Source organism: Nocardia terrae, from assembly GCF_009760405.1.
Classification (GTDB): Bacteria; Actinomycetota; Actinomycetes; order Mycobacteriales; family Mycobacteriaceae; genus Nocardia; species Nocardia terrae.
This window is the reverse complement of sequence record NZ_WRPP01000007.1, coordinates 109533-133101: the sequence shown is the minus strand read 5'-3', so window position 1 is coordinate 133101 and position 23569 is coordinate 109533. Positions and strand designations below refer to the sequence as shown.

Here is a 23569-nt window from a genome sequence, read left to right as displayed (position 1 = left end):
TGTTGCTTTGTCAAGGTCTGCGCGTAGCCTGGATCACAGTGCGCAGGTCAACGGCATGGTGTCGATCGGGCGCGACAAAGGCGTGAAGGAGAGGTCTCATGACGCGATCGCTGCAGGAAAACGTGGATTCCATCGTGCTCACCGGCACCCCGGCGGTACCCGGGGTGGTCGCGGCTCCCGCGATTCGGCCGGTGCCGAGGATCCGCATCCAGGACGAGACGGCGAGAGTCCCGGAGTCCGATCGGGCATCGCAGTCCGAGGCACTCCGGCACGCGGCGGCGACGGTCGCGCAGCGTTTGCGAGAGCGCGCCGCGAGGGCGACCGGCGCGGCCGCGGAGGTGCTGTCGGCGAATGCCGCCATGGCCGCCGATCCGGGCTGGCGGCAAGCCGCCGAGGCTTTCCTCGCCGAGGGCCGATCCGCCGCCGCGGCGGCGGTGGGCGCGACCGAGCAGTTCGCGGCGATGTTCGCCGGGCTGGGTGGCCTGATGGCCGAGCGGGTCACCGATCTGCGGGATGTGTGCGACCGGATCGTGGCCGAGCTGACGGGCGCGCCCGAGCCCGGAATACCCACTCCGGCAGGCCCTTCCATCCTGCTCGCCGACGACCTCGCACCCGCCGATACCGCCGGTCTGGACCCGGATCTCATTGTCGGGCTTGCCATGTCGCTCGGCGGACCGACCAGCCACACCGCCATCATCGCCCGTCAGCTCGGAATCCCGTGCGTGGTCGCGGTCGGCGGGCTCGACGAGGTGCCCGCCGGAACCGACGTCCTGCTCGACGGCGGCGCGGGCCGGGTGCTGACCCACCCGGCGCCCGAGGCCGCGGCCGCCGCCGTCGCGGGCTATCGCGCCGTGGCCGAGCGGGCCGCCCGCTGGACCGGGCCGGGCGCCACCGCCGACGGCCATCGCGTCGAGGTGCTCGCCAATGTGCAGGATGGGGCCGGGGCGCGCGCCGCACGCGAGCGCTCCGCGGAGGGCATCGGCCTGTTCCGCACCGAATTGTGTTTCCTGGACCGCGAATCCGAGCCGACGATCGCCGAGCAGGCCGCGCTGTACGGCGCGGTGCTCGACGCCTACCCGGCGGGCAAGGTCGTGATCCGTACGCTCGACGCGGGTTCGGACAAGCCGCTGCGCTTCGCGGCGCACGCGGAGGAGGCCAATCCCGCGCTGGGCGTGCGCGGCATCCGGATCACCGAGCAGGACACCGGCATCCTGGACCGCCAGCTGGACGCCGTGGTCGCGGCGGCGAACGGCTGCCGTCACGCCCCCTGGGTCATGGCGCCCATGATTTCCACGGTGGCGGAGGCGAAGTCGTTCGCGGCGCGGGTCCGCGCCCGGGGCCTGACACCCGGCGTCATGATCGAAGTTCCCGCTGCCGCGCTGATGGCGGCGGAGATCCTGCGATACGTCGACTTCGTCTCGATCGGCACCAACGACCTGGCGCAGTACACCATGGCCGCCGACCGCATGTCCGCGCGGCTGGCCGCCTTCACCGATCCCTGGCAGCCCGCCGTGCTGCGGCTGGTGGCCGCCACCGCCGCGGCCGGTCGGACGCTCGGGAAGCCGGTGGGCGTCTGCGGCGAAGCCGCCGCCGAACCCCTGTTGGCCTGTGTGCTGGCCGGTTTCGGCGTCACGTCGCTGTCCGCGGCCGCTTCGGCGGTGAGCGCGGTCGGCGCACAGCTGGCCGCCGTCACCATGGCCGATTGCCGCCGCGCCGCCGAGGCCGTGCTGTCCGCCACAGACCCGCGATCGGCCCGTCGCGCAGCCGCCGACATACTCAACTGACAAGGGCCGCAAGCGGATACCCGACTGCGACGGCCACGGCGGTGGTGACGATGCCCGGCAGCATGAAGCTGTGGTTCAGCACCAGCTTCCCGAATCTCGTTGTGCCGGAGTGGTCGAAGTTCACCGCGGCGATGCTGGTCGGGTAGACGGGCAGGATGAACAGCGCGCACAGCGCCGGAAGCATGGCGACCAGGTGCGGGGCCGAGATGCCCAGGGCCAGGCCGAGCGGAAGCATGATCTTGGTCGCCGACGCCTGGCTCAGCACCAGGGCCGAGACCAGAGCGAGGACGACCGCGAACAGCCAGGTGTGCTGTTTGGCCAGGTCGCCGAGGCTACCGACGATGAGGTCCTGGTTGGATTTGATGAAACTGTCGCCGAGCCAGGCCAATCCGAAGACGCCGACCAGCGCGACCAGGCCCGCCTTGGCGACCGGGGTCCCGGGAATCTTGGGAGCCGAGACCTTGCACACCAGCATGATGACCGCTGCGGTCGAAAGCATCAGAACCTCGATGGTCTCGGGCATGCTCAGGGCCTTGCCGTCCGCGCCCGGGGGCCGCAGATCCGGGAACGCGCCCGAGATGACCACGGCGATCACGCCGATGAGGAAGATCAGCGCGGAAAGCTTTGCACCGCGCGGAAGTACGGGCCGATCGGCCGGATTCGCATTGACGGGCTGGATCTCTCCGGCCGCGAGCCGACGCTGGTACTCGGGATCGTCGGCGAGGTCCTTGCCGCGGCGCCACACCGACAGCGACCCCGCGACCAGGCCGATCAGCACCGACGGAACCGTGACGGCCAGGATCTTGACCATGCTCCACCCGTCCGGACCGAGGACCACGACCGCGGCGGCCATGGCGGCCGAGACCGGGCTGGACACAATGGCCGACTGACTCGCGATGGCGGCCATGGAGATCGGGCGCTCCGGCCGGATCCCGCCCTCGCGCGCCACCTCGTGGATGACGGGCAGCAGCGGATAGAGCAGGTGGCCCGTGCCCGCGCCGATCGTGAACAGGAACACCACCACCGGCGCGACGAACGTGATGCGCTTGGGATTCTTGCGAATCATGCGTTCGGCGATGCGGACCATGTAGTCGACACCGCCGGCCGCCTCCATGGTGGCCGCCGCGACGACCACCGCCAGGATGATGAGCAGCACGTCCACCGGCGGGGACGTGGGTGCGACCCGGAACACGGTGGCGAGGGCGACCACGCCGACCGCACCCCATACGCCGAGCCCGATGCCGCCCACGCGCGATCCGATCAGGATCGCGGCGAGTACCACCGCTAACTCGAGAAGCATCTGAATCATCGAATGAACCGCCTCAAACTTTATCTCTATCTGTCATGAGTCGCGGGACAAACGCCCTGACTATAGGCTTCGACTCGAAATGACAGATCGATTTGATCAATAATTTTGCTGACGGTTTGCTCCCGTTGAAAGAGATTAGCCCCATCGAATCAGGAGTCAACGTGGACACCATGTCCGACATGATCGAGACCACATCGATCGCCACCGGGATCGACGTCGCGGATCTACAGGCCCTCACGGCGGTCGCTCAATACCGCGAATACCCTGCGGGAGCAGTGGTTTTCCACGAGTCCACGCCGCGCGACTGGTTCGGCATCGTGCTGCGCGGGCGGATCGAGATGGTCACCGGACTCACCGGGCACGAGACCGAGCTCGGCACAGTCCGTGCGGGCGGGATGATTTCGGAGATGACGCTGCTCGACGGCGGCACCCACATGGCCACCGCGCGCACCGCGGGCGGCGCGGTAATCCTCATCGTCACCCGCGAGGCCATCGAGGAGCTGTCGGCCCACGAGCCCGAGCGCTACCACCGCATCGTGGCCCGCGTCGCCCAGTTGGTGGCCGCTCGCCTGCAGTCGGTGTCGAGTCGACTGGCGGAGGCGGCGCTCGCGCAGCACGCGGTGGGCGGCATTCGGCGCGAACATGATTCGCTCGGCGAGCGGGAGATCCCCGCCGAGGCGTACTACGGCGTGCAGACCCTGCGCGCCATCGAGAACTTCCAGATCTCGGGCATCAAGCTGCGCAAGTTCGGGCACCTGGTGAATGCGCTGGCTTATGTGAAAAAGGCTGCCGCACTGGCCAATTACGAGCTCGGCGCGCTGGATGTCGAGAAGGCCGAGGCCATCACCCTGGCCTGCGACGAGATCCTGACCGGAAAGCTGCACGGCGACTTCGTCGTCGACATGGTGCAAGGCGGCGCGGGCACCTCGACCAATATGAACGCCAACGAGGTCATCGCCAACCGCGGCCTCGAGCTCATGGGACACGGCAAGGGCCAGTATCAGTTCCTGCACCCCAACGACGATGTGAACTGCTCGCAGTCGACCAATGACGTGTACCCGACCGCGGTCAAGCTGGGCGTGTACCTGTCGCTGAACGACGCCGCCGAGGCGATGGCCGAACTGCAGAAGGCGTTGCAGGCCAAGGCCGCCGAGTTCAGCGACGTCCTCAAGATGGGCCGCACCCAGCTGCAGGACGCGGTCCCCATGACCCTGGGCCAGGAGTTCGGGGCGTACGGCGTCATGGTGGGTGAGGCCATCGCGCATCTGCGGCGCATCTCCGAGGACCTGCTGGTGACGAACATGGGCGCGACCGCCATCGGGACCGGCATCACCTCACCGCCCGGTTACGCCGAACTGTGCGCGGCCAAGCTGGCCGACGTCACCGGCCTGCCGATCCGCTCGGCCGACAATCTCGTCGAGGCGACCCAGGATTCGGGCGACTTCGTGGCTGTCTCGGCGACCATGAAGCGCGCCGCGGTGCAGCTGTCGAAGATCTGCAACGATCTGCGGCTGCTGTCCATGGGTCCGCGCGCGGGCCTGGCGGAGATCAATCTGCCCGCCATGCAACCGGGTTCGTCGATCATGCCCGGCAAGGTCAACCCGGTCATCCCGGAGGTCGTCAGCCAGGTCTGCTTCCAGCTCATCGGCTACGACATGACCGTCACCATGGCCGCCGAGGCCAGCCAGCTCGAGCTGAACATGGCCGAGCCGATCATGGCCTACGACCTGCTCATGGGCACCCTCATGCTGCGCAATGCCGCCGTGACGCTGACCAACCGGTGCATCACCGGCATCACCGCCAATCGCGAGCGCTGCCAGGAGCTGGTCAACAACAGCATCGGCCTGGTGACCGCGCTGGTGCCCGCGCTCGGCTACGAGGTGGCGGCCGCGATTGCCAAGGAAGCCTTGAAAACCGGCGGCAGCGTCTACGACCTGGTGCTCGAGCGCGGTGTGCTGACCAAGGCCGCCCTGGACGAGCTGCTGAGCCCCGAGAAGATGACCGCACCCCGGGCCCGCACGCTGTGACCACCACCCCCGAGCGTGAACGCACACGCGCGCAGATCCCGCAACGCACACTGCGACTGGACAATTGGCTGGCGCAGCCGATCGTGACGGCGTCCATCCTGACGGCGTTCATCGTCTACGCGGCGTACGTCATCCTGGCCAACGACCATTACGCGTCCGGCCCGTACCTCTCGCCGTTCTACTCCCCCAACCTGACCGATGTCGGCATGCACGGCTGGGGCTGGGTGAGCTGGCCGGCCTGGATCACCCCCTCGATCCTGATCATCTGGATTCCCATGGGATTCCGGTTCACCTGCTACTACTACCGCAAGGCCTACTACCGGGCCTTCTGGCAGTCGCCGACCGCGTGCGCGGTGAGCGAACCGCACAAGAAGTACACCGGTGAGTCGCGCTTCCCGCTCGTGTTCATCCAGAACATGCACCGCTATTTCTTCTGGCTGGCAGCGCTTTTGAACGTGGTGCTGACCTATGACGCCGTGATCGCCTTCCGCGACTACGACGGCCGTTGGGGCCACATGGGACTGGGTACGGTCGTGCTGATCGTCAATGCGGCGCTGCTGTGGATGTACACCCTGTCCTGTCACGCCTGCCGGCATGCCATCGGCGGCCGGCTCAAGCACTTCTCGAACCATCCGATCCGGTACCGGCTGTGGACCTGGGTGAGCCTGATCAACCCGCACCACCAGCGCATGGCGTGGATCTCGCTGATCTGGGTGGCGTTCACGGACGTCTACGTCCGCCTGCTCTCGATGGGAGTCATCAGTGACATCAGATTCTTTTGACCGGTACGAGTACGACGTGGTCGTGATCGGCGCGGGCGGCGCGGGACTGCGTGCGGCCATCGAGGCCCGCAGTCGCGGCCTGCGCACCGCCGTCATCACCAAAACCCTGCTCGGCAAGGCGCATACGGTCATGGCCGAGGGCGGCGCGGCCGCGGCCATGGGCAATGGCAACCCGAAGGACAACTGGCAGGTGCACTTCCGAGACACCATGCGCGGCGGCAAGTTCCTCAACGACTGGCGCATGGCCGAGCTGCACGCCAAGGAGGCCCCCACCCGCATCTGGGAGCTCGAGCACTGGGGCGCGCTGTTTGACCGCACCGCGGAGGGCCTGATCTCCCAGCGCAACTTCGGCGGGCACGAGTACCCGCGCCTGGCGCATGTCGGCGACCGCACCGGACTCGAGGTGATCCGCACCCTGCAGCAGCGCCTGGTCGCCCTCCAGCGTGCCGACGCCGAGGAGTTCGGCGACCCCGAGGCCAGGCTGAAGGTCTTCGACGAGACCACCATCACCCGCCTGCTCACCGACGACGGCCGGGTGTCCGGCGCGTTCGGATACGTCAGGCAGACCGGCGAATTCGTGGTGCTCGCCGCCCCGACCGTCATTCTCGCGACCGGCGGTCTGGGCAAGATGTACACCGTCACCTCCAACTCCTGGGATTACACCGCCGACGGCCACGCCCTGGCCCTGCGCGCGGGTGCGGAGCTGGTGAACATGGAGTTCATCCAGTTCCACCCCACCGGCATGGTGTGGCCGCCGTCGGTGCGCGGCGTGCTGGTCACCGAGGGCGTGCGCGGCGATGGCGGCGTGCTGCGCAACAGCGAGAGCCGCCGCTTCATGTTCGACTACGTGCCCGAGGTGTTCCGGTCCATCTACGCCGAGACCGAGGCCGAGGCCGATCGCTGGTACGCCGATCCCGAGAACAACAGGCGGCCACCGGAACTGCTGCCCCGCGACGAGGTGGCCCGCGCCATCAACTCCGAGGTGAAGGCCGGACGGGGTTCACCGCACGGTGGCGTGTTCCTCGACGTCTCGACCCGCATGTCACCGGAGGAGATCCGCCGGCGACTGCCCGCCATGCACCACCAGTTCGCCGAACTGGCCGGGGTGGACATCACGCGGGAGCCGATGGAGGTCGGTCCGACCGCGCACTACGTCATGGGCGGCATGCGCGTCGACGCCGACACCACGGCCACCACCCTGCCCGGCCTGTTCGCCGCGGGCGAGTGCGCCAGCGGCATGCACGGCTCCAACCGCCTCGGCGGCAACTCGCTGTCGGACCTGTTCATCTTCGGGGCGCGCGCCGGGGCCGGAGCGGCCGAATATCTTGCGCTGCTGGGCGATTCCAGGCCGGCCGTGCACGAGACCGCGGTCGCGGACGCGCTGGCCGAGGCTCTCGCACCCTATGACCGCGAGGACGGCGAGAACCCGTACGAGGTGCATCAGGCGCTGCAGCGGGTGATGACCGAGCTGGTCGGCATCGTCCGCGACGGCGACGAGCTGGCCAAGGCGCTCGGCGAGCTCGAGCTGCTGCGCGAGCGCGCGGAACACGTTCGGGTGGAGGGCGATCGGCTGTACCACACCGGCTGGCACCTCACCTTCGACCTGCGCAATATGGCCCTCATCGCCGAATGCGTGGCGCGATCGGCGCTGGAGCGCAACGAATCTCGCGGCGGACACACGCGCGGCGACTTCCCCGCCATGGATCCGTCCTGGCGTGGCGTGGTGCTGACCTGCCGCGATCACGACGGCCGGGTACACCTGTCGCGACGCGTCATGCCGCCCATGCGCGCGGACCTGGTGGCCCTGTTCGAGCCGGACGAGCTGCGCAAGTACTTCACCGAATCCGAACTGGCCCAGCTGGGAGTGGCCCGATGAAAAAGACAGTGACCGTGCGGGTCTGGCGCGGGGACGGCGGCCGCGGCGCGCTCGAGGACTATCGGGTCGAGGTGAGCGAGGGCGAGGTCGTACTCGATGTCGTGCACCGTCTGCAGGCCACCCAGTGTCCCGACCTGTCGGTGCGCTGGAACTGCAAGGCCGGCAAGTGCGGCTCGTGCTCGGCCGAGATCAACGGCTTTCCGAAGCTCATGTGCATGAGCCAGGCCGCGCAGGCCGTGGTCGGCGACGCCATCACCATCACCCCGCTGCGGGCCTTCCCGGTCATCCGCGACCTGGTCACCGATGTGTCGTTCAACTACATCAAGGCCCGCGAGGTGCCGCCTTTCCAACCCGCGGCGGGCACGCGACCCGGCGAGTACCGGATGATGCAGGAGGACGTGCAGCGCAGCCAGGAATTCCGCAAATGCATCGAATGCTTCCTGTGCCAGAACACCTGTCACGCCATTCGAGACCATGAGGAGAACATGACCGCCTTCGCGGGTCCGCGTTTCCTCATGCGGGTGGCGGAATTGCAGATGCATCCCGCCGACGTGCTGGACCGGCGCGCACTGGCGCAGGACGAGCTGGGCCTGGGCTACTGCAATATCACCAAATGCTGCACCGAGGTCTGCCCCGAATATATCAAGATCACCGACAATGCCCTGATTCCACTGAAGGAGCAGGTGATTTCGCGCAAGTACGATCCGCTGGTCTGGCTGGGCAGCAAGCTGCTGCGCCGGGAACACCTGGAGGCCAGGCATATTCCGGGCACCGCTTTACCCGACAGGTAATCGCTTTCGTTCCCGAGACCGGGAAATATCGAGGGCACCAAGGAAAAACAAGGTCTGGAGCCCGAAATGCCTGCCTACGCCACCGCCATCCTGTGGAACGTGGATGTCAATGCCGAGATCGTCGAGTACCTCGAGCGCATCGACGGCACCCTCGCGCCCTTCGGCGGCAAGTTCATCGTCCACGGCGGCGCGCAGCACGTGTTCGAGGGGCCGAAGGACGCGAACATCATCGTCATCGAATTCCCGGACTACGAGGCGGCTTCGGACTGGTACCACTCCCCCGCCTACCAGGAGATCGTGCACCTGCGGACCGACAATGCCGCGGGCATCGGAATTCTCGCCCCGCACTGTGGCGAGGACCATGTGGCAACCGACGTTTTGAAGGGAGTCGCTATCGAACGATGAGCTCTCAGGCTTGGCTACAAAAAAGTGGGCGGGCACCGGAATCCGGTGCCCGCCCACTCTGTACGAATTACTACCGGTCCTGGAAGTAGCTCAGCAGGCGCAGGATCTCGAGGTACAGCCAGACCAGGGTGACGGTCAGGCCGAACGCCACGCCCCAGGCCGCCTTCTCCGGAGCCTGGGCCCGGATGAGCTGGTCGGCGGCGTCGAAGTCGAGCAGGAAGCTGAAGGCCGCGACGCCGATCACGACGAGGCTGAAGATGATCGACAGGGTGCCGCCGTCACGCAGGCCGAAACCGCCCGGGGTGAAGAAGGCCGCGATCAGGTTGCCGAGCATCAGCACCAGGATGCCGATCATGGCGCCGACGATCATGCGGGTGAAGCGCGGGGTGACGCGGATCGCACCGGTCTTGTAGACCACGAGCATGCCGAAGAACACACCGAAGGTGCCGAGCACCGCCTGCGCGATCAGGCCGGAACCGCCCACGCCGCCGAAGGCGACATTGGTGAACAGGAACGAGAACGCGCCCAGGAACAGGCCCTCCAGCGCGGCGTAGCTGAGCACCAGCGCCGGGTTGTCCTGCTTGCGGCCGAAGCTGATGACCATGGCCAGCGCGAAGCCGCCCAGACCGCCGAGCGCGACGAACAGCATCGCCAGGCTGTGGTTGGAGGCGGTGAGCGCGTAGGAGAGGATCGCGCCCAGCGCGGTGACACCGAGGGTGATGCCGGTCTTCTGCACCACGTCGTCGATGGTCATCGGGCGGGTGGTGGGGACCGCGGGCTGGTAGGGCTGCTGATAGCCGCCCGGGTACTGCGGGGGCTGCTGACCATACGGGTTGTTCGGGAACTGACCGGCTCCAGGTGCCTGGCCGAAGCCAGCGTAGCCGCCCTGCTGCGGCTGCAAGTTCCGGAAGACCGGGTTGGATGTGGAGCGCACTGTGCGTCCCTTTCTGGAGTCGCGGCTCACGTAGGTCGTGGCCTGTGAAGCTACTCGTCCAACGCGTTCCGGGGGTTCGGAGTTCCCGAACCCCCATAGATCGGACTAACTGGACTTTACCTGAGCTTTACTGAACGCGCCGCCCCGTTCCGGGCGCGTCAGCCCAGCTGACTCATCACGCGCTGGGCGATCAACTCCAGGTGATCCAGGTCCGAAAGGTCCAGCATCTGCAGGTAGATGCGGCTCGTACCAGCGATTTCCGCGTAGCGGCCGATCTTGTCGACCACCTCGTCCGGGCTGCCCGCCAGACCGTTGGCCTTCAGCTCGTCCACCTCGCGGCCGATCGCCGCCGCGCGCTTCGCCACCTCGGCGTCCGACGCGCCGACACACGCGACCAGGGCGTTGGAGAAGGTGATGTCGAGCGGATCGCGCCCGGCGTCCTTGGCGGCCACGCGGACTCGCTCGAACTGCTCGGCACTGGCCTCGGCGGACTGGAAAGGGGCATTGAACTCGGTGGCGTACCGGGCGGCCAGGCGCGGGGTGCGCTTGGCGCCCATGCCGCCCATGATCAGCGGCATGCGCGCCTGGGCGGGCTTGGGCAGCGCCGGGGAATCGGTGAGCGTGTAGTGCTCGCCGGAGAAGGAGAACGTCTCGCCGACCGGCGTCGACCACAGGCCGGTGACGATGGCCAGCTGCTCCTCGAAGCGGGGGAACTTCGCGGCCGGGAACGGAATGCCGTACGCCTTGTGCTCGGCCTCGAACCAGCCCGCGCCGAAGCCGAATTCGACGCGGCCGCCGGACATGGCGTCGACCTGCGCCACCTCGATGGCCAGCACGCCCGGATGACGGAAGGTCGCCGAGGTGACCAGGGTGCCCAGCCGGATGCGGCGGGTCTCGCGGGCCAGCCCGGCCAGGGTGATCCAGGCGTCGGTGGGGCCGGGCAGGCCGTCGGCGTCGCCCATCTTCAGGTAGTGGTCGGAGCGGAAGAAGGCGTCGTAGCCGAGGTCCTCGGCGGTCTTGGCGACGGTGCGCAGGGTGTCGTAGGACGCGCCCTGCTGGGGTTCGGTGAAGACTCGAAGATCGATTCGTCCCATGAGCCCTATTGTTCGGCGTCGTGCAGACCGCGCACCGACCGGGTCACGGTGAACTTGCGATTGCGGCCCATCACATCGGTTTTGCCGACCATGCGCTCCATGACGCCCCGATAGTTGAGGTGCGTGTTGTAGACGGTCCACAGCTCGCCGCCGGGTCGCAGCACGCGACCGGTCTGCTGGAACATCTTGATGGCCGAGCCGGTGTGCACGGCCGCGCCGACGTGGAAGGGCGGATTGCACAGCACCAGATCGGCGCTGTTGTCCGGGGCGCTGGACATGGCGTCGTCCTGCAGCACCGTAATGCGGTCGGCCACACCGTTGGCGGCGGCGGTGGCGCGGGTGGAGGCCACCGCGGCGGCGGACTGGTCGGTCGCGGTCACCCGGATGCCGGGGCGCGCCTTGGCCAGGGCCGCCGCGAGAATGCCGGTGCCGCAACCGAGATCGATGGCGTCACGGGCGTCGGGCTTCATGCGCTCGAGGTAGTCGAGCAGGAAACGGGTGCCGATGTCCAGGCGCGGGCCCGAGAAGGCCGCGCCGTGCGCGACCACGTCCAGGTCGCGGTCGTCGAGCCGGTTGCGCACCGGGAAGCGCGGCTCGCCAATCGATTTCGGGTCCGAGGCCAGCAGGATCCGGGACTTCTGGCGGCCGCGGCTGGCGCGCACCGAGCCGAAGGACTCGGCGAGCACCTCGTTCATGGCGGGGGTCAGGTATTTGTCGCGGCCGCCCGCGAAGACCTCGACCTCGGGCGCGGCGAAGCGGGCGATGGCCTCGGCGGTCTCGGCCAGGCCGGACAGGGCGCGCGGCAGCCGCCACAGCACCACCCGCACGTCACCGAGTAATTCCGGGCCCAATTCGTGCGTGGTGAAGCGATCAGTAAATCCGACAATTCGGGCATTGTTGGCGAGCGCCAATTCGCCCGTTAGCAAATCCTGATGCACTCGCACGCCGTGCAGGTCGTGCGCGGCGATCGCGCCCAGGGTCAGCGCGCCGTAACCGTCGTCGATCACGGCGACCCGGCCACCGCGGCCGAGCCGCGAATCGATACCGCCGGCCGCGGTCAGCGAATCGGCGGCGACATCCAGCATGAGCCGGTCCGCGGCATCGACCGCGAACAGGTTCACCGCTTCTACATCCGGATACCGCCGCAATCGGCGCAAGACGTCCTCGACCTCAACCACACCTACAGTGTGCTAGATCATTGCCGCGCTATTCCATTCGGCTCCTCGCCACGGATATTCCGGAATTGAATGAGCCCGGCGATAATCAGCGATCCCGCAAAACATATGCGGACAGCCTTCACGCCGAAGCGTTTACCGGATTGCCCTCGCTTCGCCGGGGCATGACCGCGGCGGCGCCGATGAGCACCACCGCCATGGCGGCCACCCCGAGGAAGACCAGGTGCACCGCGGGCGCGAGCGCGGCCGCCGCCGGATGCTCGACCTTGCCCAGCCGGGCATTGACCAGCGCACCGAACACCGCGACACCGACCGCGCTGCCGATCGACCGCGCGAAGATGTTCGTCGCGGTCACCACGCCGCGCTCGGACCACTCGGCACTGGCCTGCGCGGCGATCAAGGTCGGACTGGCGACCAGGCCCATTCCCATGCCGACGACGAAACAGCCGATCGCCACCTGCAGCAGGGTCGAATCCTCGTCCACCAGCAGCAGCGAGGCCGCGCCCAGCACCGCGAGCACGCTGCCGATCAGTGCCGTGGACCGAAAGCCTATCCGCAGGTACACCTTTCCGGCCTGCGAGGCCGTCACCGGCCAGCCCAGCGTCAACGCCCCGGCGGTGAGACCGGCCAGCAGTGCCCCGCTGCCCAGCACGCCCTGCGCGAAGGTCGGCACATAGGAGGTCAGGCCCAGCAGAATCGCGCCGACCAGCAGCGAGGCCAGACTGCTCGCCACCACGATCCGGCGATGGAAAACCCACAGCGGCAGAATCGGATTCGCCGCCCGCCGTTCCACCAGCGCGAACCCCGCCAGCACGATCGCGCCGCCGGCGAACAGCGCCAGACTCGCCGGCGAGTTCCAGGCCCACGCCTGCCCGCCCTCGAGCAGCGCCAGAATCAGCGCGCCCGCACCGACGGTGAGCAGTCCCGCACCGAGATAGTCGATCCGATGGCTCTGCCGCGGAGCGCTTTCGGTGAACTTGCGCAGGATCATCCACGCCGCCAACGCCGCCAACGGCAGGTTGATCAGGAAAATCCACCGCCAGCTGATGTATTCGGAGAACACCCCGCCCAGCAGCGGCCCGAGCACCGACGACGCCGCCCACACGCTCGCCAGATACGCCTGCACCTTGGCCCGCTCCTGCACGGTGTAGATATCCCCCGCGATGGTCATCGAGATCGGGCTCACCGCCCCCGCCCCGATCCCCTGCACCGCCCGAAACGCGATCAGCCCGATCATGCTGGTGGCCAGCCCGCACAACAGCGACCCCACCGCGAACACCCCGATCCCGAACAGCATCACCGGCTTCCGCCCCACCATGTCGGCGAGCTTGCCGTAGATCGGCACGGTCACCGCCTGCGCCAGCAGATAGATGCTGAAAAGCCAAGGGAACTGCGCAAACCCACCGAGCTGATCGGTGATCGTCAGCACCGCCGTCGCAATGATGGTGGAATCCAAGGCCACCAACGACGTCGACAACATGATCGCCGCGAGAATCGGCCCCCGCTCCGACCGGAGCCCGATCGACAACTTCACATCCGTAGCCGTCACCCGCGACCCCTCCCGTTAGCCCAACTCACTATCTGAGTCGAACACACGGGAGGAGCGGCTATTCCCGTGACCTCGAGCCGGAGGCCAACTGGCGTATCCCGTCCGATTCCGGCTGGTTGCGTGAAATTGTCTGTCGCCGAGGCATCCTCGTGCCACCATCATGAGGTTCTTCGACGTGTAGCGCAGGATCCACCCTCACAAGGAGCTGATCAGCGATGACGACGGGTCTCGACAATGCTGAATTCGGACAGTTGGCGGAACGGGTCAAGAACCTCGGGACCAATCCGGGCAACGACCGGCTGTTGCAGTTGTACTCGCACTTCAAGCAGGCGACCGTGGGCGACAACACCACCGACTCGCCCGGGATGTTCGACTTCACCGCCAAGGCGAAGTGGCACGCGTGGAACGACTTGAAGGGGATGTCGAAGGAAGCGGCCACCACCGAGTACATCCGGATCGCGAAAGACACGCTCGCCAACTGCTCGTGATGTGCGCGAAAGGCTAGAGTGAGGCGGCCAGGTCGCGCAGGACGGGGAGGCTGACCGAGCCGGAGCCCAGGATCTTGTCGTGGAAGGCCTTGATGTCGAAGGCGTTTCCGAGGCGGGTGGTGACTTCGGCGCGCTGACGGCGGATTTCGAGTTGGCCGACCTTGTAGGCGACGGCCTGGCCGGGCATGGCTATGTAGCGGTCGATTTCGGCGCGGATCTCGTCGATGCCGACCGGGACGGTGGCGTGCATGAAGTCGATGGCTTGTTGGCGGGTCCAGCCCTTGGCGTGCAGGCCGGTGTCGACGACCAGGCGGCAGGAGCGCCAGGAGTCGGCGGCGAGCATGCCGATGCGGGTGAGATCGTCGGGGTACAAGCCCATTTCGTCGGCGAGGCGTTCGGTGTAGAGCGCCCAGCCTTCGACGAAGGCGGTGTTGGAGAAGGACATTCGCTGGAAGCTCGGGAGATGGTCGAGTTCGGTGGCGATGGTGAGCTGGAGATGGTGGCCGGGGATGGCCTCGTGGTACGCGACAGCCGCAGTCTCGTAGCGGTTGCGGGTCTTGGGTTCTCGCAGATTGACGTAGTACGCGCCCGGGCGTGACCCGTCGGCGGCGGGGGTGAAGTAGTAGGCCGCCGGGGCATCGGCCGCCAGGAAGTCCGGGACCGGGTAGATCTCGCATTCCTGCCGCGGCAACCGGCCGAACCAGTTGCCCATTTCCGCCTTGGCCGCGGCCAGGCAGGCACGGGCGTCGGCCATGATCTCCTCGCCGTCGCTGTAGCGCAGCGCGGTGTCCTCACGCAGGCGGGCGAAGACGGCGGCCTGCTCGGCAGGCCCGAACAGGCGGCCGCCGACCTCCTCGTATTCGGCTCGCAGCCGGTCCAATTCGTCCAGGCCGAGCTGATGGATCTCGTCCGCGCCGAGGTCGGGCAGCGTGGTGTGGCGGTGCAGCAGACGGCGGTAGATATCCGCACCGTCGTCGCCGAGCCAGCACAGGCCGGGCTTGTCGTCGGGGCGGGCGGCGGGCTCGAGTTCGGTGGCGAGCACCTCCCGGTAGGCGGCGAAGGCGGGACGGATGACATCCCGGGTGACCTCGGTCAGCTCTGCGCGCCAAGCGGTTTCACCGTCCCAGCCTTCCGGGCCCGCCATCGTGACGAACGGATCGGAGGCCAGGTCGGAGGCCAGATACCCGTCGAGCTGGTTGAGCGAGCGCTCGATGGTGATGTGCGTGGGCGTGCGCCCGGCCGCCAGCCCCGCCCGGAACCGCTCCACGGCCTGGCTCATCAGCGTCCCGAACTGCCGGTAGCGCTGCACGAGCCGCCGCGCGTTCTCCGGTTCGGGCGCGTTGACCTGGGGAGCCGCCGTCAACATGTCGGCGTGCACGCCGGTCATCTGGTCCGAGGCCATCTCGACCGGACGCCATTCCAGATGCGCGACGGCCGAGGCCAATTCGGTGCGCAGCAGGCTGCGGGTGGTCCGATCCTCGACGTTCAACCGCGCCGGATCGAGGGCGTCCACCTCGGCGAGCAGCCCCCGCCACGTGCCCAGTAGCCGTTCCTCGGCCCCGGCGGACAGGTCCTCGATCCGATCATCGAAGCGCCTGTCCCCCAACAGCGTTGCCGAACTGGGAGAGGACTCCAGCATGGCATCCCAATAGCGGTCGGCGAGTCCGGTGAGTTCCTCGTGGGCATCCATGCCGACCATCATGCCGAGCGGCCGGCCATCGTGCCGGGAATCAGCGGCGCGGCGGCAGCGGAATGCGCATGAGGTCCTCGGCCACCACGATCTCGCCGTCGAACTGAGCGCGGGCGTCGGCCAGGTGCTGGTCCAGGGTGCGGTAGCGCTGGGAGTAGTGGGTCAGGACCAGGGTCCGCACACCGGATTCGGCCGCGACCCGGGCGGCCTGACCGGCGGTGAGGTGTCCGTATTCGACGGCCAGCTGCTCGTCGGCGTCGACGAAGGTGGACTCGATGACGAGCATGTCGACATCGCGGGCCAGGTCGTAGACGCCGTCGCAGAGGCGGGTGTCCATGACGAAGGCGAAGCTCTGGCCGGGGCGGTCCTCACTGACCTCGTCGAGAGTGATGGTGCGCCCGCCGATCTCGACCTCGCCGCGGCGCTGCAACTCGCCGACCACCGGGCCCGACAGGCCCAGCTCGCGCAGTCGCTCGGGCACGAAGCGGCGGCTGTCCGGCTCGTCGAGGCGGTAGCCGAAGGTCTCCACCGGATGCGAGAGGCGGGCCGCCCGCAGGGTGAATCCGGCTCCGGGCGGCGGCAATTCACCATTGTCGGTGATCGGATGCGGTTCCAGTTCGACCTGGCGGTTGTGCGCGGACGAATCGATGAGCCGCTCGTAGAAGACCTCACCCGAGGCCGGGAAGTACACGCCCACCGGGTGCAGCGCGCCGTCGAGGCTGATGCGGCCCAGCACCCCGGGCAGGCCGAAGCAGTGGTCGCCGTGGAAGTGGGTGATGCAGATGCGGGTGATCCCGCTGGCGGCCACGCCCGCGAAGCTCATCTGTCGCTGGGTGCCCTCCCCCGGGTCGAACAGCAGCCCCTCCCGGTCCCAGCGCAGCAGGTAGCCGTTGTGATTGCGCTGCTTGGTCGGTACTTGGCTGGCCGTTCCAAGGATGACCAGTTCGCGCTGTGACACGGCCGCCAGGCTACCGTCCGGGTCGGTGATCCTCGCGGTGGCAAGCCGGGCGCGTCCCCTCGGATACGGATAGGGGGTATTCGGTAGGATGGCCGCGTGATCGAACAGCAGTCGCGAGGCACCCGGTTCATCCGGGCCTTCGGGCTGCTCGCGCTGATGGCCGGGATCGTGGCCATGCACGCGCTCGTGCTGGGCATGAGCCACGGGGACGCCGAGCACGCGATGGCCTCCCCGTCGCACGCGATGAGCGCTTCGGCCGCGATGGCCTCGGACCCGAGCCACCACATGTCCGCGCCCGGCTGCGGCGGCGACTGCGGGAACGGCCACGCCGGCATGCACGGCTGCCTGTTCGTGCTCTCGGCACTGCTGCTCGGACTCGGGTTGGCCCTGCTGGCCTGGGTCGGGATCGGATCGCGCGACGCCCGCACCGCGGCGATGCGCCGACCGCGCACGCATCACGCGCGCCCACCACCGTGGACGGTGCTGTCCCTGGCCGAATTGGCGATTCTGCGGATCTGATGGGCGGCCGCATGCCCATTTCCCGATTCGTCAGCAATTCCCAAGGAGTTCAACCATGTTCAGCACCCGTGCCAAGCTCGCCCTGATCGCCGGTTCCGCTGCCGCCGCCCTGCTGGTCGCAGGCTGTTCGAGCAGCAGCGACACCTCGAAGGCCGCGACGACGTCCACCACCATGTCCATGGATCACGGCAGCATGCCCAGCATGGATCACGGCGCCACCACCTCGGCGCAGGCCGCCACCCGCACCGATTTCAACGACGCCGACGTGACCTTCCTGGACATGATGTACCCGCATCACGCCCAGGCGGTCGAGATGGCGAAGCTGGTGCCGACCCGCTCGCAGAACCAGCAGCTGATCACCCTGGCCAAGGCCGTGGAGCAGGCGCAGTCCCCGGAGATGCAGCAGATCACCACGCTGCTGGGGAGTTTCGGCAAGCCCGCGCCCGCGGCGGAGATGAACCACGATATGCCGGGCATCATGACGAAGGACCAGATGGCCAAGCTGGAGGCGGCGTCCGGCGCCGAGTTCGACAAGATGTGGATGCAGATGATGATCGAGCATCACAAGGGCGCCATCGACATGGCGAATACCGAACTGGCGCAGGGCGCCAACGCCGACTCCAAGGCTCTGGCGCAGTCCATCGTGACCGCGCAGCAGAAGGAGATCGACCAGATGAACGGCATGCTCGGCCAGAGCTGACCCCGAGCCGCGAGCGGGCGCGCCGCTTCCGGCGCGCCCGCGCGCGATCTGGGGTTCCGGGGCGAAGCCCGGCCGCGGGGAGGCGGAGGCCCGAGTTACGAGAGTTGTCTCAGCTCCCGATCACAGAATTCATGATCGTTCCGGCGCTGGTGGCGGTGGCGCCGCCGATCATGGCTCCGGCCACCATCTTCGGTGATTCGAGCCCGCCGCCGCTCCACTTCTCCCACGCGAACCGGCCGCCGCCGTAGGTGATGGCGGTGACGCCGGACAGCATGACGAACCAGTCGAAGTAGCGGACCAGCTTCATCAGCTTGTCCGCCACCGGCGGCGTCTCCGGGGTGGGGTTGCCGATCTGCGCGACAACCGTGTTGTAGGCGTCATGCACTGCGAGGAGCATGCTCACGATCGGTTCCTCTCGGGATGCTGAATCGGTGCTGGTGGCGCGGATCTTGTGGCACAACTCTCACTATTCAGAGCAATTGAACCGCATTCGCGGGGTGTCATAGCGACGACACACCACCGGCACCGAACTCGAGCAGCCGATCAGCTACTGGTTTTGTCTCCACGCAGCGCCAGCAGCGAGTGCCGGCGGCCGTAGGCGAAGTACACGACCATGCCGATCGCCATCCAGATGACGAACCGCAGCCAGGTCTCCACCGACAGGTTGAACATCAGCCACGCGCACGCGATCACCGACAGGATCGGGACGAACGGCACCAGCGGAACCCGGAAGCCGCGCTTCAGGTCCGGGCGCGACTTGCGCAGCACGACCACGCCGATGGACACCAGCACGAACGCGAACAGCGTGCCGATATTGACCATTTCTTCGAGGGTGCCGAAGTCCACGAAACCGGCCAGCACCGCGCAGATGACGCCGACGATGGCGGTGATCCGCACCGGGGTGCCCTTGGGCCCGGTGTGGGCCAGCTTGCGCGGCATCAGGCCGTCGCGGGACATGGCGAACAGCACGCGGGTCTGGCCCAGGAACAGCACCATGACGACCGTGGTCAGACCGGCCAGCGCGCCGATGGAGATGAGGTTCTTGGCCCAGGTGACGCCGTGCAGCGCGAAAGCCGTTGCGAGCGTGGCATCGTCGCCCTGCAGGTCCTTGTAGGAGACCATGCCGGTGAGCACCAGCGAGACCGCCACGTACAGCACGGTCACGATGGCGAGCGAACCCAGGATGCCGCGCGGAACGTTGCGCTGCGGGTCCTTGGTCTCCTCGGCGGCGGTGGCGACCACGTCGAAGCCGATGAAGGCGAAGAACACGATCGAGGCCGCGGCCAGCAGGCCGTACCAGCCGAAGTGGCTGTTGCCGCCGCCGGTGACCAGCTGGAACAGGGTCTGCTGCAGCGTGTGCGAGCCGCCGGTATCGGTGTTGGGCACCGATGCCGGGACGAACGGCTTCAGGTTCGAGGCCTTGAAGTAGGTCGCGCCGACCACGACCACCAGCGCGATGACGGCCAGCTTGATGGCGACCGCCACGGCCGAGACGCGCGAGGACAGCTTGGTGCCCGCGGCCAGCAGCACGCCGAGGATGGCGATCAGCAGCACCGCGCCCCAATCGAATTTGACCGACCCGAAGTGCCAGATGGGCTGATGCCCGCCCATGACCGTGCCCAGGTACTGCGACCAGCCCTTGGCCACGACCGAAGTGCCGAGCGCGAATTCGAGGATGAGGTCCCAGCCGATGATCCAGGCGACGAGCTCGCCGAAGGTGGCGTAGGAGAAGGTGTACGCGCTACCGGCGACCGGCACGGTCGAGGCGAATTCGGCGTAGCAGAGCGCGGCCAGGCCGCAGGCCACGGCGGCGAACACGAAGGCCAGCGAGACCGCGGGGCCGGCCATGTTGCCCGCGGTGCGCGCGGTGAGGGTGAAGATACCCGCGCCGACCACGACCGCGACGCCGAAGACCGTGAGGTCCCACGAGGTCAGGTCCTTGCGCAGCTTGGCATCGGGATCGTCGGTGTCCCGGATGGACTGTTCGACGCTCTTGGTGCGGAACAGTCCGGTGGTGCGGCCGGCGGCGGGACCGGTAGCGCCCCGCTGGGAGTCCGAAATCGCCACTGTCTCTCCTATATTTGGCTTCTCGGCAACAATGCAGTTCTCACCGGTCAGCCACAGTTCAGCTCCCGGTCGGTGCACTTTCGCTGGTGGCCTGCAGAAAGACTCGCTGGGTCCAGCCCCGTCACTGCGATCGGACCCCGGTCGGGGTCCGAGTTATCGGCGTCACACGAAACCGTATCACCAGCTGGTACGTACCAGTTCAGCAACCGTCTGGACAATGTTCACCGGCCCGCGTGCCGCGTCGACGCCACGCCGAGGACCGGCGGGTCGGATTAATGTTTCGGTATGGCTTTCGGGGGAGCACCCACCGGTGATCCGGGTGCGCTCGATCAGGTGCTCGCGCGAGCGCACGGTGTGCGGGTCCGGGAGATGCCCGGGGATTCGGTGCCGCTGCTGGTGGAACGCGATCCGGTTGCCGTCCAGGCGCTGCGCGAGGCCCTGCACATCGCCGACTTGCCCGGATTCGTCTGCATGTGCCAGGGCTCGGTCGCCCTGGACTTCCTCGACGCCGCCGACCGCCAGCTCACCACCGTGACCCTGCACCACGGCTATTCGGTCCGCTGGGAGGGCTGGCGTGAGGACGCCCTGCTGGCCGACGGCGTTCGCTCGCTGGAATGGCTCGCGGTGCGCGGCGTTTCGGCGCCCCTGCGCGAATTCCGCGCCGACGAACAACGCCGCGCCGAAAGCGACCGCATCGCCCGCGAATGGGCGGCCGAAATCCCCGAGGCCCTCGCACCCCACACCGAGTTGTTCCTCGAAACCTCCCGCACCGGCCACGACCTGACCGAGCCCCAGATCCTCGAACTCCGCACCGTGCTCCTCGCCGCCCACCCCGACCCCGTCGACCGCATCCTCCGCCTGTGCGCCTGGTTCGGCGCGGGCACCGGCGCCTATTCGGGTTACCCGATGCACGAAGACATCCCCCAACACTTCCTCGACCTCGAAACCCCCACCGATTTCGCCGCCGCGATAGAACTCTCCGACACCCCCGCCACCACCGGCGCAGTCCGCTACCTCCTCAGCTGGGACACCCGAAAACGCCTCCCCCGCCTACTCTCCGCCCTCTCCCCCACTTCCCGCCGCAAGATCATCCTCCACGCCCGAGACGCCGAATCCCGCCGCTGGCTCCAACGCAGAATCGCCGGGCTGCAGTGAGATTCACCCGACGGGCTTTGCGGGAATCAACTCCTCACCACAGAATCGCCGCACCACTTCGCCATCACTGAGGCCGGAATTGTCATGGTCGCCTTCATCATCGGCCTTCATCATCGGCCCGGCAGGTGGGGTCGCCGGTATTCCTCGACGTCTTGATGATTCCGGCGATCGCGTGCAACCTCGTCCAGCCGAATCCTCCCCATGGGAGTCGCGATAGCGGTCATCACACGGCTTCGGCTTCCACGGTCTTCATGGCACCCCATGGGGGAGATTAGCCTGGGGGCATGGTCGAGTTTCCCGAGAGCAACGTGGGGCCGAAGTTCAAGGGCAAGCGGGTCGGGTACTTCCGTGAGACGGCGGGGTATCGGCGGTATGCGGGGGCGTATCGGGATGGGTTCGGGATGCTGCCGAGCGTGCGCGAGACGATCAATGTGCCAACCAGTTTCGGGGATGTGCGGGCTTATCGGTTCGGGGAGGGCGGGGCGACGCCGCTGCTGCTGTTGCCGGGGCGGCAGGCTGCGACGCCGATGTGGGCGGCGAATCTGCCGGGGTTGATGGCGGTGCGGCCGGTGATCACGGTGGATCTGCTCGGCGAGCCGGGGTTGAGTGTGCAGAGCAAGCCGCTGACCGATGAGGTGGATCAGGCGGCGTGGCTGTCGGAGGCGTTGGCGGAGTTGGAATCTCGGCCGGTGCATCTGCTGGGCGTGTCGATCGGCGGGTGGGCGGCGGTGAATCTGGCGGTGCACCATCCGGATCGGGTGGCGTCGTTGAGCATTCTGGATTCGCCGTTCGTGTTCGGCGGGGTGACCTGGAAGATGATCACAGTGTCGCTGGGGTCGGTGCTGCCCGGGATGCCGGACGCCTGGCGCAACAAGTTGTTGAGCTGGATCTCCGGCGGGGTGTCGGCACCGGAGGAGCTGCCCGAGGGGCGGCTGATCGCCTCCGGCATGAAGGATTTCGCGGCGTACCTGCCGATGACGAAAAAGCCGACCAAGGAACAGCTTTCGACGCTCGGGATGCCGATCCTCGGCATCTACGGCGGGCGCAGCATCGTGCAGAACGCGCGCAGGACCGTGGACAAGGCGCGAAAGCTGTTGCCCGGCGGGCAGTTCGAGGTGTGGCCGGAAGCCTCGCACGCCATCAACGGCGAGTTCCCGGACGAGATCGCCGCCCGGGTCGCGAAGTTCCTGGGCGAGATCGACGCCTGATCAGGGCACCAGCACCGCGCGGCCGCGGATGTGGCCCGCGTCCAGGCGGCGCAGGGCCTCGGGCCCGTCGGCCAGGTCGAAGCGTTCGACCTCCATGTGCAGCTTGCCCGCCTGCGCCAGGGCGACACAGGCGTGCAGGTCACTTCGCGTGCCGCCCAGCGACTTTCGCACCGTCGCACCCCACGGCCAGCCGGGCCCACCCGCGGGCCCGGCGGTGATCTCCGGCGCGCCGCCGCCGAGTCCGACCATGCGGTAGGCCCCGTTGGGAGCCACGGTCTCACAGGCCAGCCTGGCGGTGGCGTCCACTCCCGCGAAGTCGAAGACGGCGTCCGCGCCGCGGCCGTCGGTGAGATCGAGGATCTCCTTGGCGGCGTCGGGCCCGGACAGGATGCCCAGTGCCGCACCGCAATCCGCGGCCAGGTCCAGCTTCTCCTGCGCCTGGTCCACCGCGATCACCCGCACCCCGGAGATGGCGTTGAGGATCTGCACGCCCACGTGCCCGAGCCCGCCGATGCCGATGGCCACGGCGGTTCCGCCGGGCCGCAAGGCTTCTCGCGCGCCGTTGATGGCGTGGTAGGCGGTCAGCGCCGCATCGGCGACCGGCGCGGCCTGCAGGAAGTCGAGATCGCCGATCGGCACGAAAGCGCTCGCCGGGATGCGCACGTACTCCGACATGCCGCCGTCCATGGTGAGCCCCGGGCAGGGCGGCATGGCGACGCGGCCGGCGGCCAGGCAGACGTTCTCGTTGCCGCTCACGCATTCGCGGCAGACGCCGCAGGTCCAGAACAGGTAGACCACGCCGCGCTCGCCGATCTCGCGGCCGTTCACGTCCGAGCCGATGGCCTCGACGGTGCCCGCGATCTCGTGGCCGAGGGTGAGCGGTTCCTCGCGCAGCTGGATCGGGAAGTTGACCAGGGTCAGATCGGAGTGGCAGACACCCGCGGCGCCGACCTTGACGAGCAGGTCGGTGGGGCCGATGTCCGGGACGGGAATGTCGTTGATCTGCACCTTCTCCGGACCGATCCACTGCAGTGCGCGCATCGTGCTTCCTTGCCTTC

21 protein-coding genes and 1 pseudogene are annotated in these 23569 nt (G+C 67.9%); 12 read left to right on the top strand and 10 right to left on the bottom strand.

Annotated features, from left to right (window positions below; genetic code table 11):
• The first annotated feature begins 98 nt into the window (after window positions 1–98).
• Window positions 99–1784: a phosphoenolpyruvate--protein phosphotransferase gene (locus GPX89_RS31485; RefSeq protein ID WP_157391355.1), complete on the top strand. Its 1686-nt coding sequence runs from the start codon at window positions 99–101 to the stop codon at window positions 1782–1784.
• Here the strand turns inward: GPX89_RS31485 and GPX89_RS31480 are convergent.
• Window positions 1777–3084 carry an anaerobic C4-dicarboxylate transporter family protein gene (locus GPX89_RS31480; protein WP_198347685.1) on the bottom strand — a complete coding sequence of 436 codons (1308 nt, stop codon included), beginning with the start codon at window positions 3082–3084 and terminating at the stop codon, window positions 1777–1779. The genes GPX89_RS31485 and GPX89_RS31480 overlap by 8 nt on opposite strands.
• A gap of 179 nt (window positions 3085–3263) precedes the next feature.
• Between GPX89_RS31480 and GPX89_RS46325 the strand changes: the two are divergent.
• From GPX89_RS46325 to GPX89_RS31455, 6 genes and pseudogenes are all read left to right on the top strand, one after another.
• Window positions 3264–3587 (top strand): annotated as a pseudogene (locus GPX89_RS46325) (cyclic nucleotide-binding domain-containing protein); the annotation flags it as partial.
• 126 nt (window positions 3588–3713) lie between these two features.
• On the top strand, window positions 3714–5120 hold the full coding sequence (gene aspA / locus GPX89_RS31475) for an aspartate ammonia-lyase (protein ID WP_407939511.1): 1407 nt from the start codon (window positions 3714–3716) through the stop codon (window positions 5118–5120).
• The gene (locus tag GPX89_RS31470) at window positions 5117–5902 is read left to right on the top strand and encodes a hypothetical protein (protein ID WP_328602504.1); all 786 of its coding nucleotides are present in this window, start codon (window positions 5117–5119) and stop codon (window positions 5900–5902) included. The genes aspA and GPX89_RS31470 overlap by 4 nt, the downstream gene beginning before the upstream one ends.
• Window positions 5883–7778: a fumarate reductase/succinate dehydrogenase flavoprotein subunit gene (locus GPX89_RS31465; RefSeq protein ID WP_328602503.1), complete on the top strand. Its 1896-nt coding sequence runs from the start codon at window positions 5883–5885 to the stop codon at window positions 7776–7778. Before GPX89_RS31470 ends, GPX89_RS31465 begins: the two co-directional genes overlap by 20 nt.
• Window positions 7775–8569 carry a succinate dehydrogenase/fumarate reductase iron-sulfur subunit gene (locus GPX89_RS31460; protein WP_157391353.1) on the top strand — a complete coding sequence of 265 codons (795 nt, stop codon included), beginning with the start codon at window positions 7775–7777 and terminating at the stop codon, window positions 8567–8569. Before GPX89_RS31465 ends, GPX89_RS31460 begins: the two co-directional genes overlap by 4 nt.
• A 66-nt stretch (window positions 8570–8635) precedes the next feature.
• Entirely contained in the window at window positions 8636–8974 is a 339-nt protein-coding gene (locus tag GPX89_RS31455; RefSeq protein ID WP_157391352.1) for a DUF1330 domain-containing protein, read from the top strand.
• A gap of 70 nt (window positions 8975–9044) precedes the next feature.
• Here the strand turns inward: GPX89_RS31455 and GPX89_RS31450 are convergent, their stop codons facing one another.
• From GPX89_RS31450 to GPX89_RS31435, 4 genes are all read right to left on the bottom strand, one after another.
• Entirely contained in the window at window positions 9045–9908 is an 864-nt protein-coding gene (locus GPX89_RS31450; protein ID WP_328602502.1) for a Bax inhibitor-1/YccA family protein, read from the bottom strand.
• A gap of 158 nt (window positions 9909–10066) precedes the next feature.
• Window positions 10067–10993, bottom strand: a complete 927-nt coding sequence (locus GPX89_RS31445; RefSeq protein WP_328602572.1) for an LLM class F420-dependent oxidoreductase — start codon at window positions 10991–10993, stop codon at window positions 10067–10069.
• Window positions 10994–11007: 14 nt separating this feature from the next.
• Entirely contained in the window at window positions 11008–12180 is a 1173-nt protein-coding gene (locus GPX89_RS31440; RefSeq protein ID WP_328602501.1) for a class I SAM-dependent methyltransferase, read from the bottom strand.
• Window positions 12181–12298: 118 nt separating this feature from the next.
• On the bottom strand, window positions 12299–13726 hold the full coding sequence (locus GPX89_RS31435) for an MDR family MFS transporter (protein ID WP_407939505.1): 1428 nt from the start codon (window positions 13724–13726) through the stop codon (window positions 12299–12301).
• Window positions 13727–13941: 215 nt separating this feature from the next.
• Between GPX89_RS31435 and GPX89_RS31430 the strand changes: the two genes are divergently transcribed.
• Window positions 13942–14214, top strand: coding sequence for an acyl-CoA-binding protein (locus GPX89_RS31430; RefSeq protein ID WP_157391350.1), 273 nt, complete (start codon window positions 13942–13944; stop codon window positions 14212–14214).
• 13 nt (window positions 14215–14227) lie between these two features.
• Here GPX89_RS31430 and GPX89_RS31425 read toward each other — a convergent pair whose 3' ends face one another.
• Together GPX89_RS31425 and GPX89_RS31420 are read right to left on the bottom strand one after the other, a co-directional pair.
• The gene (locus GPX89_RS31425; protein WP_235948556.1) at window positions 14228–15904 is read right to left on the bottom strand and encodes a DUF885 domain-containing protein; all 1677 of its coding nucleotides are present in this window, start codon (window positions 15902–15904) and stop codon (window positions 14228–14230) included.
• 40 nt (window positions 15905–15944) lie between these two features.
• Entirely contained in the window at window positions 15945–16862 is a 918-nt protein-coding gene (locus GPX89_RS31420) for a ribonuclease Z (protein WP_328602500.1), read from the bottom strand.
• 96 nt (window positions 16863–16958) lie between these two features.
• On the opposite strand from GPX89_RS31420, the gene GPX89_RS44980 reads away from it, so the two are divergent.
• Together GPX89_RS44980 and GPX89_RS31415 are read left to right on the top strand one after the other, a co-directional pair.
• Window positions 16959–17381: a DUF6153 family protein gene (locus tag GPX89_RS44980; RefSeq protein WP_328602499.1), complete on the top strand. Its 423-nt coding sequence runs from the start codon at window positions 16959–16961 to the stop codon at window positions 17379–17381.
• Between the two features lie 55 nt (window positions 17382–17436).
• A complete protein-coding gene (locus tag GPX89_RS31415; protein WP_157391347.1) occupies window positions 17437–18081 on the top strand; it encodes a DUF305 domain-containing protein in 645 nt (214 codons plus the stop codon).
• Between the two features lie 109 nt (window positions 18082–18190).
• Here the strand turns inward: GPX89_RS31415 and GPX89_RS31410 are convergent, their stop codons facing one another.
• Window positions 18191–18478 (bottom strand): hypothetical protein, encoded by a 288-nt coding sequence (locus tag GPX89_RS31410; RefSeq protein ID WP_157391602.1) that lies wholly within the window; start codon window positions 18476–18478, stop codon window positions 18191–18193.
• Between the two features lie 146 nt (window positions 18479–18624).
• A complete protein-coding gene (locus tag GPX89_RS31405; protein ID WP_328602498.1) occupies window positions 18625–20148 on the bottom strand; it encodes an amino acid permease in 1524 nt (507 codons plus the stop codon).
• A 285-nt stretch (window positions 20149–20433) separates the two neighbouring features.
• Between GPX89_RS31405 and GPX89_RS31400 the strand changes: the two genes are divergently transcribed.
• Both GPX89_RS31400 and GPX89_RS31395 read left to right on the top strand, forming a co-directional pair.
• Window positions 20434–21303, top strand: a complete 870-nt coding sequence (locus GPX89_RS31400; protein WP_157391346.1) for a hypothetical protein — start codon at window positions 20434–20436, stop codon at window positions 21301–21303.
• A gap of 284 nt (window positions 21304–21587) precedes the next feature.
• Entirely contained in the window at window positions 21588–22511 is a 924-nt protein-coding gene (locus GPX89_RS31395; protein WP_157391345.1) for an alpha/beta fold hydrolase, read from the top strand.
• Here GPX89_RS31395 and GPX89_RS31390 read toward each other — a convergent pair whose 3' ends face one another.
• Complete coding sequence (locus GPX89_RS31390) at window positions 22512–23552, bottom strand: NAD(P)-dependent alcohol dehydrogenase (protein ID WP_157391344.1); 1041 nt, start codon at window positions 23550–23552, stop codon at window positions 22512–22514. It lies immediately after the preceding gene.
• Between the last annotated feature and the right edge of the window lie 17 nt (window positions 23553–23569).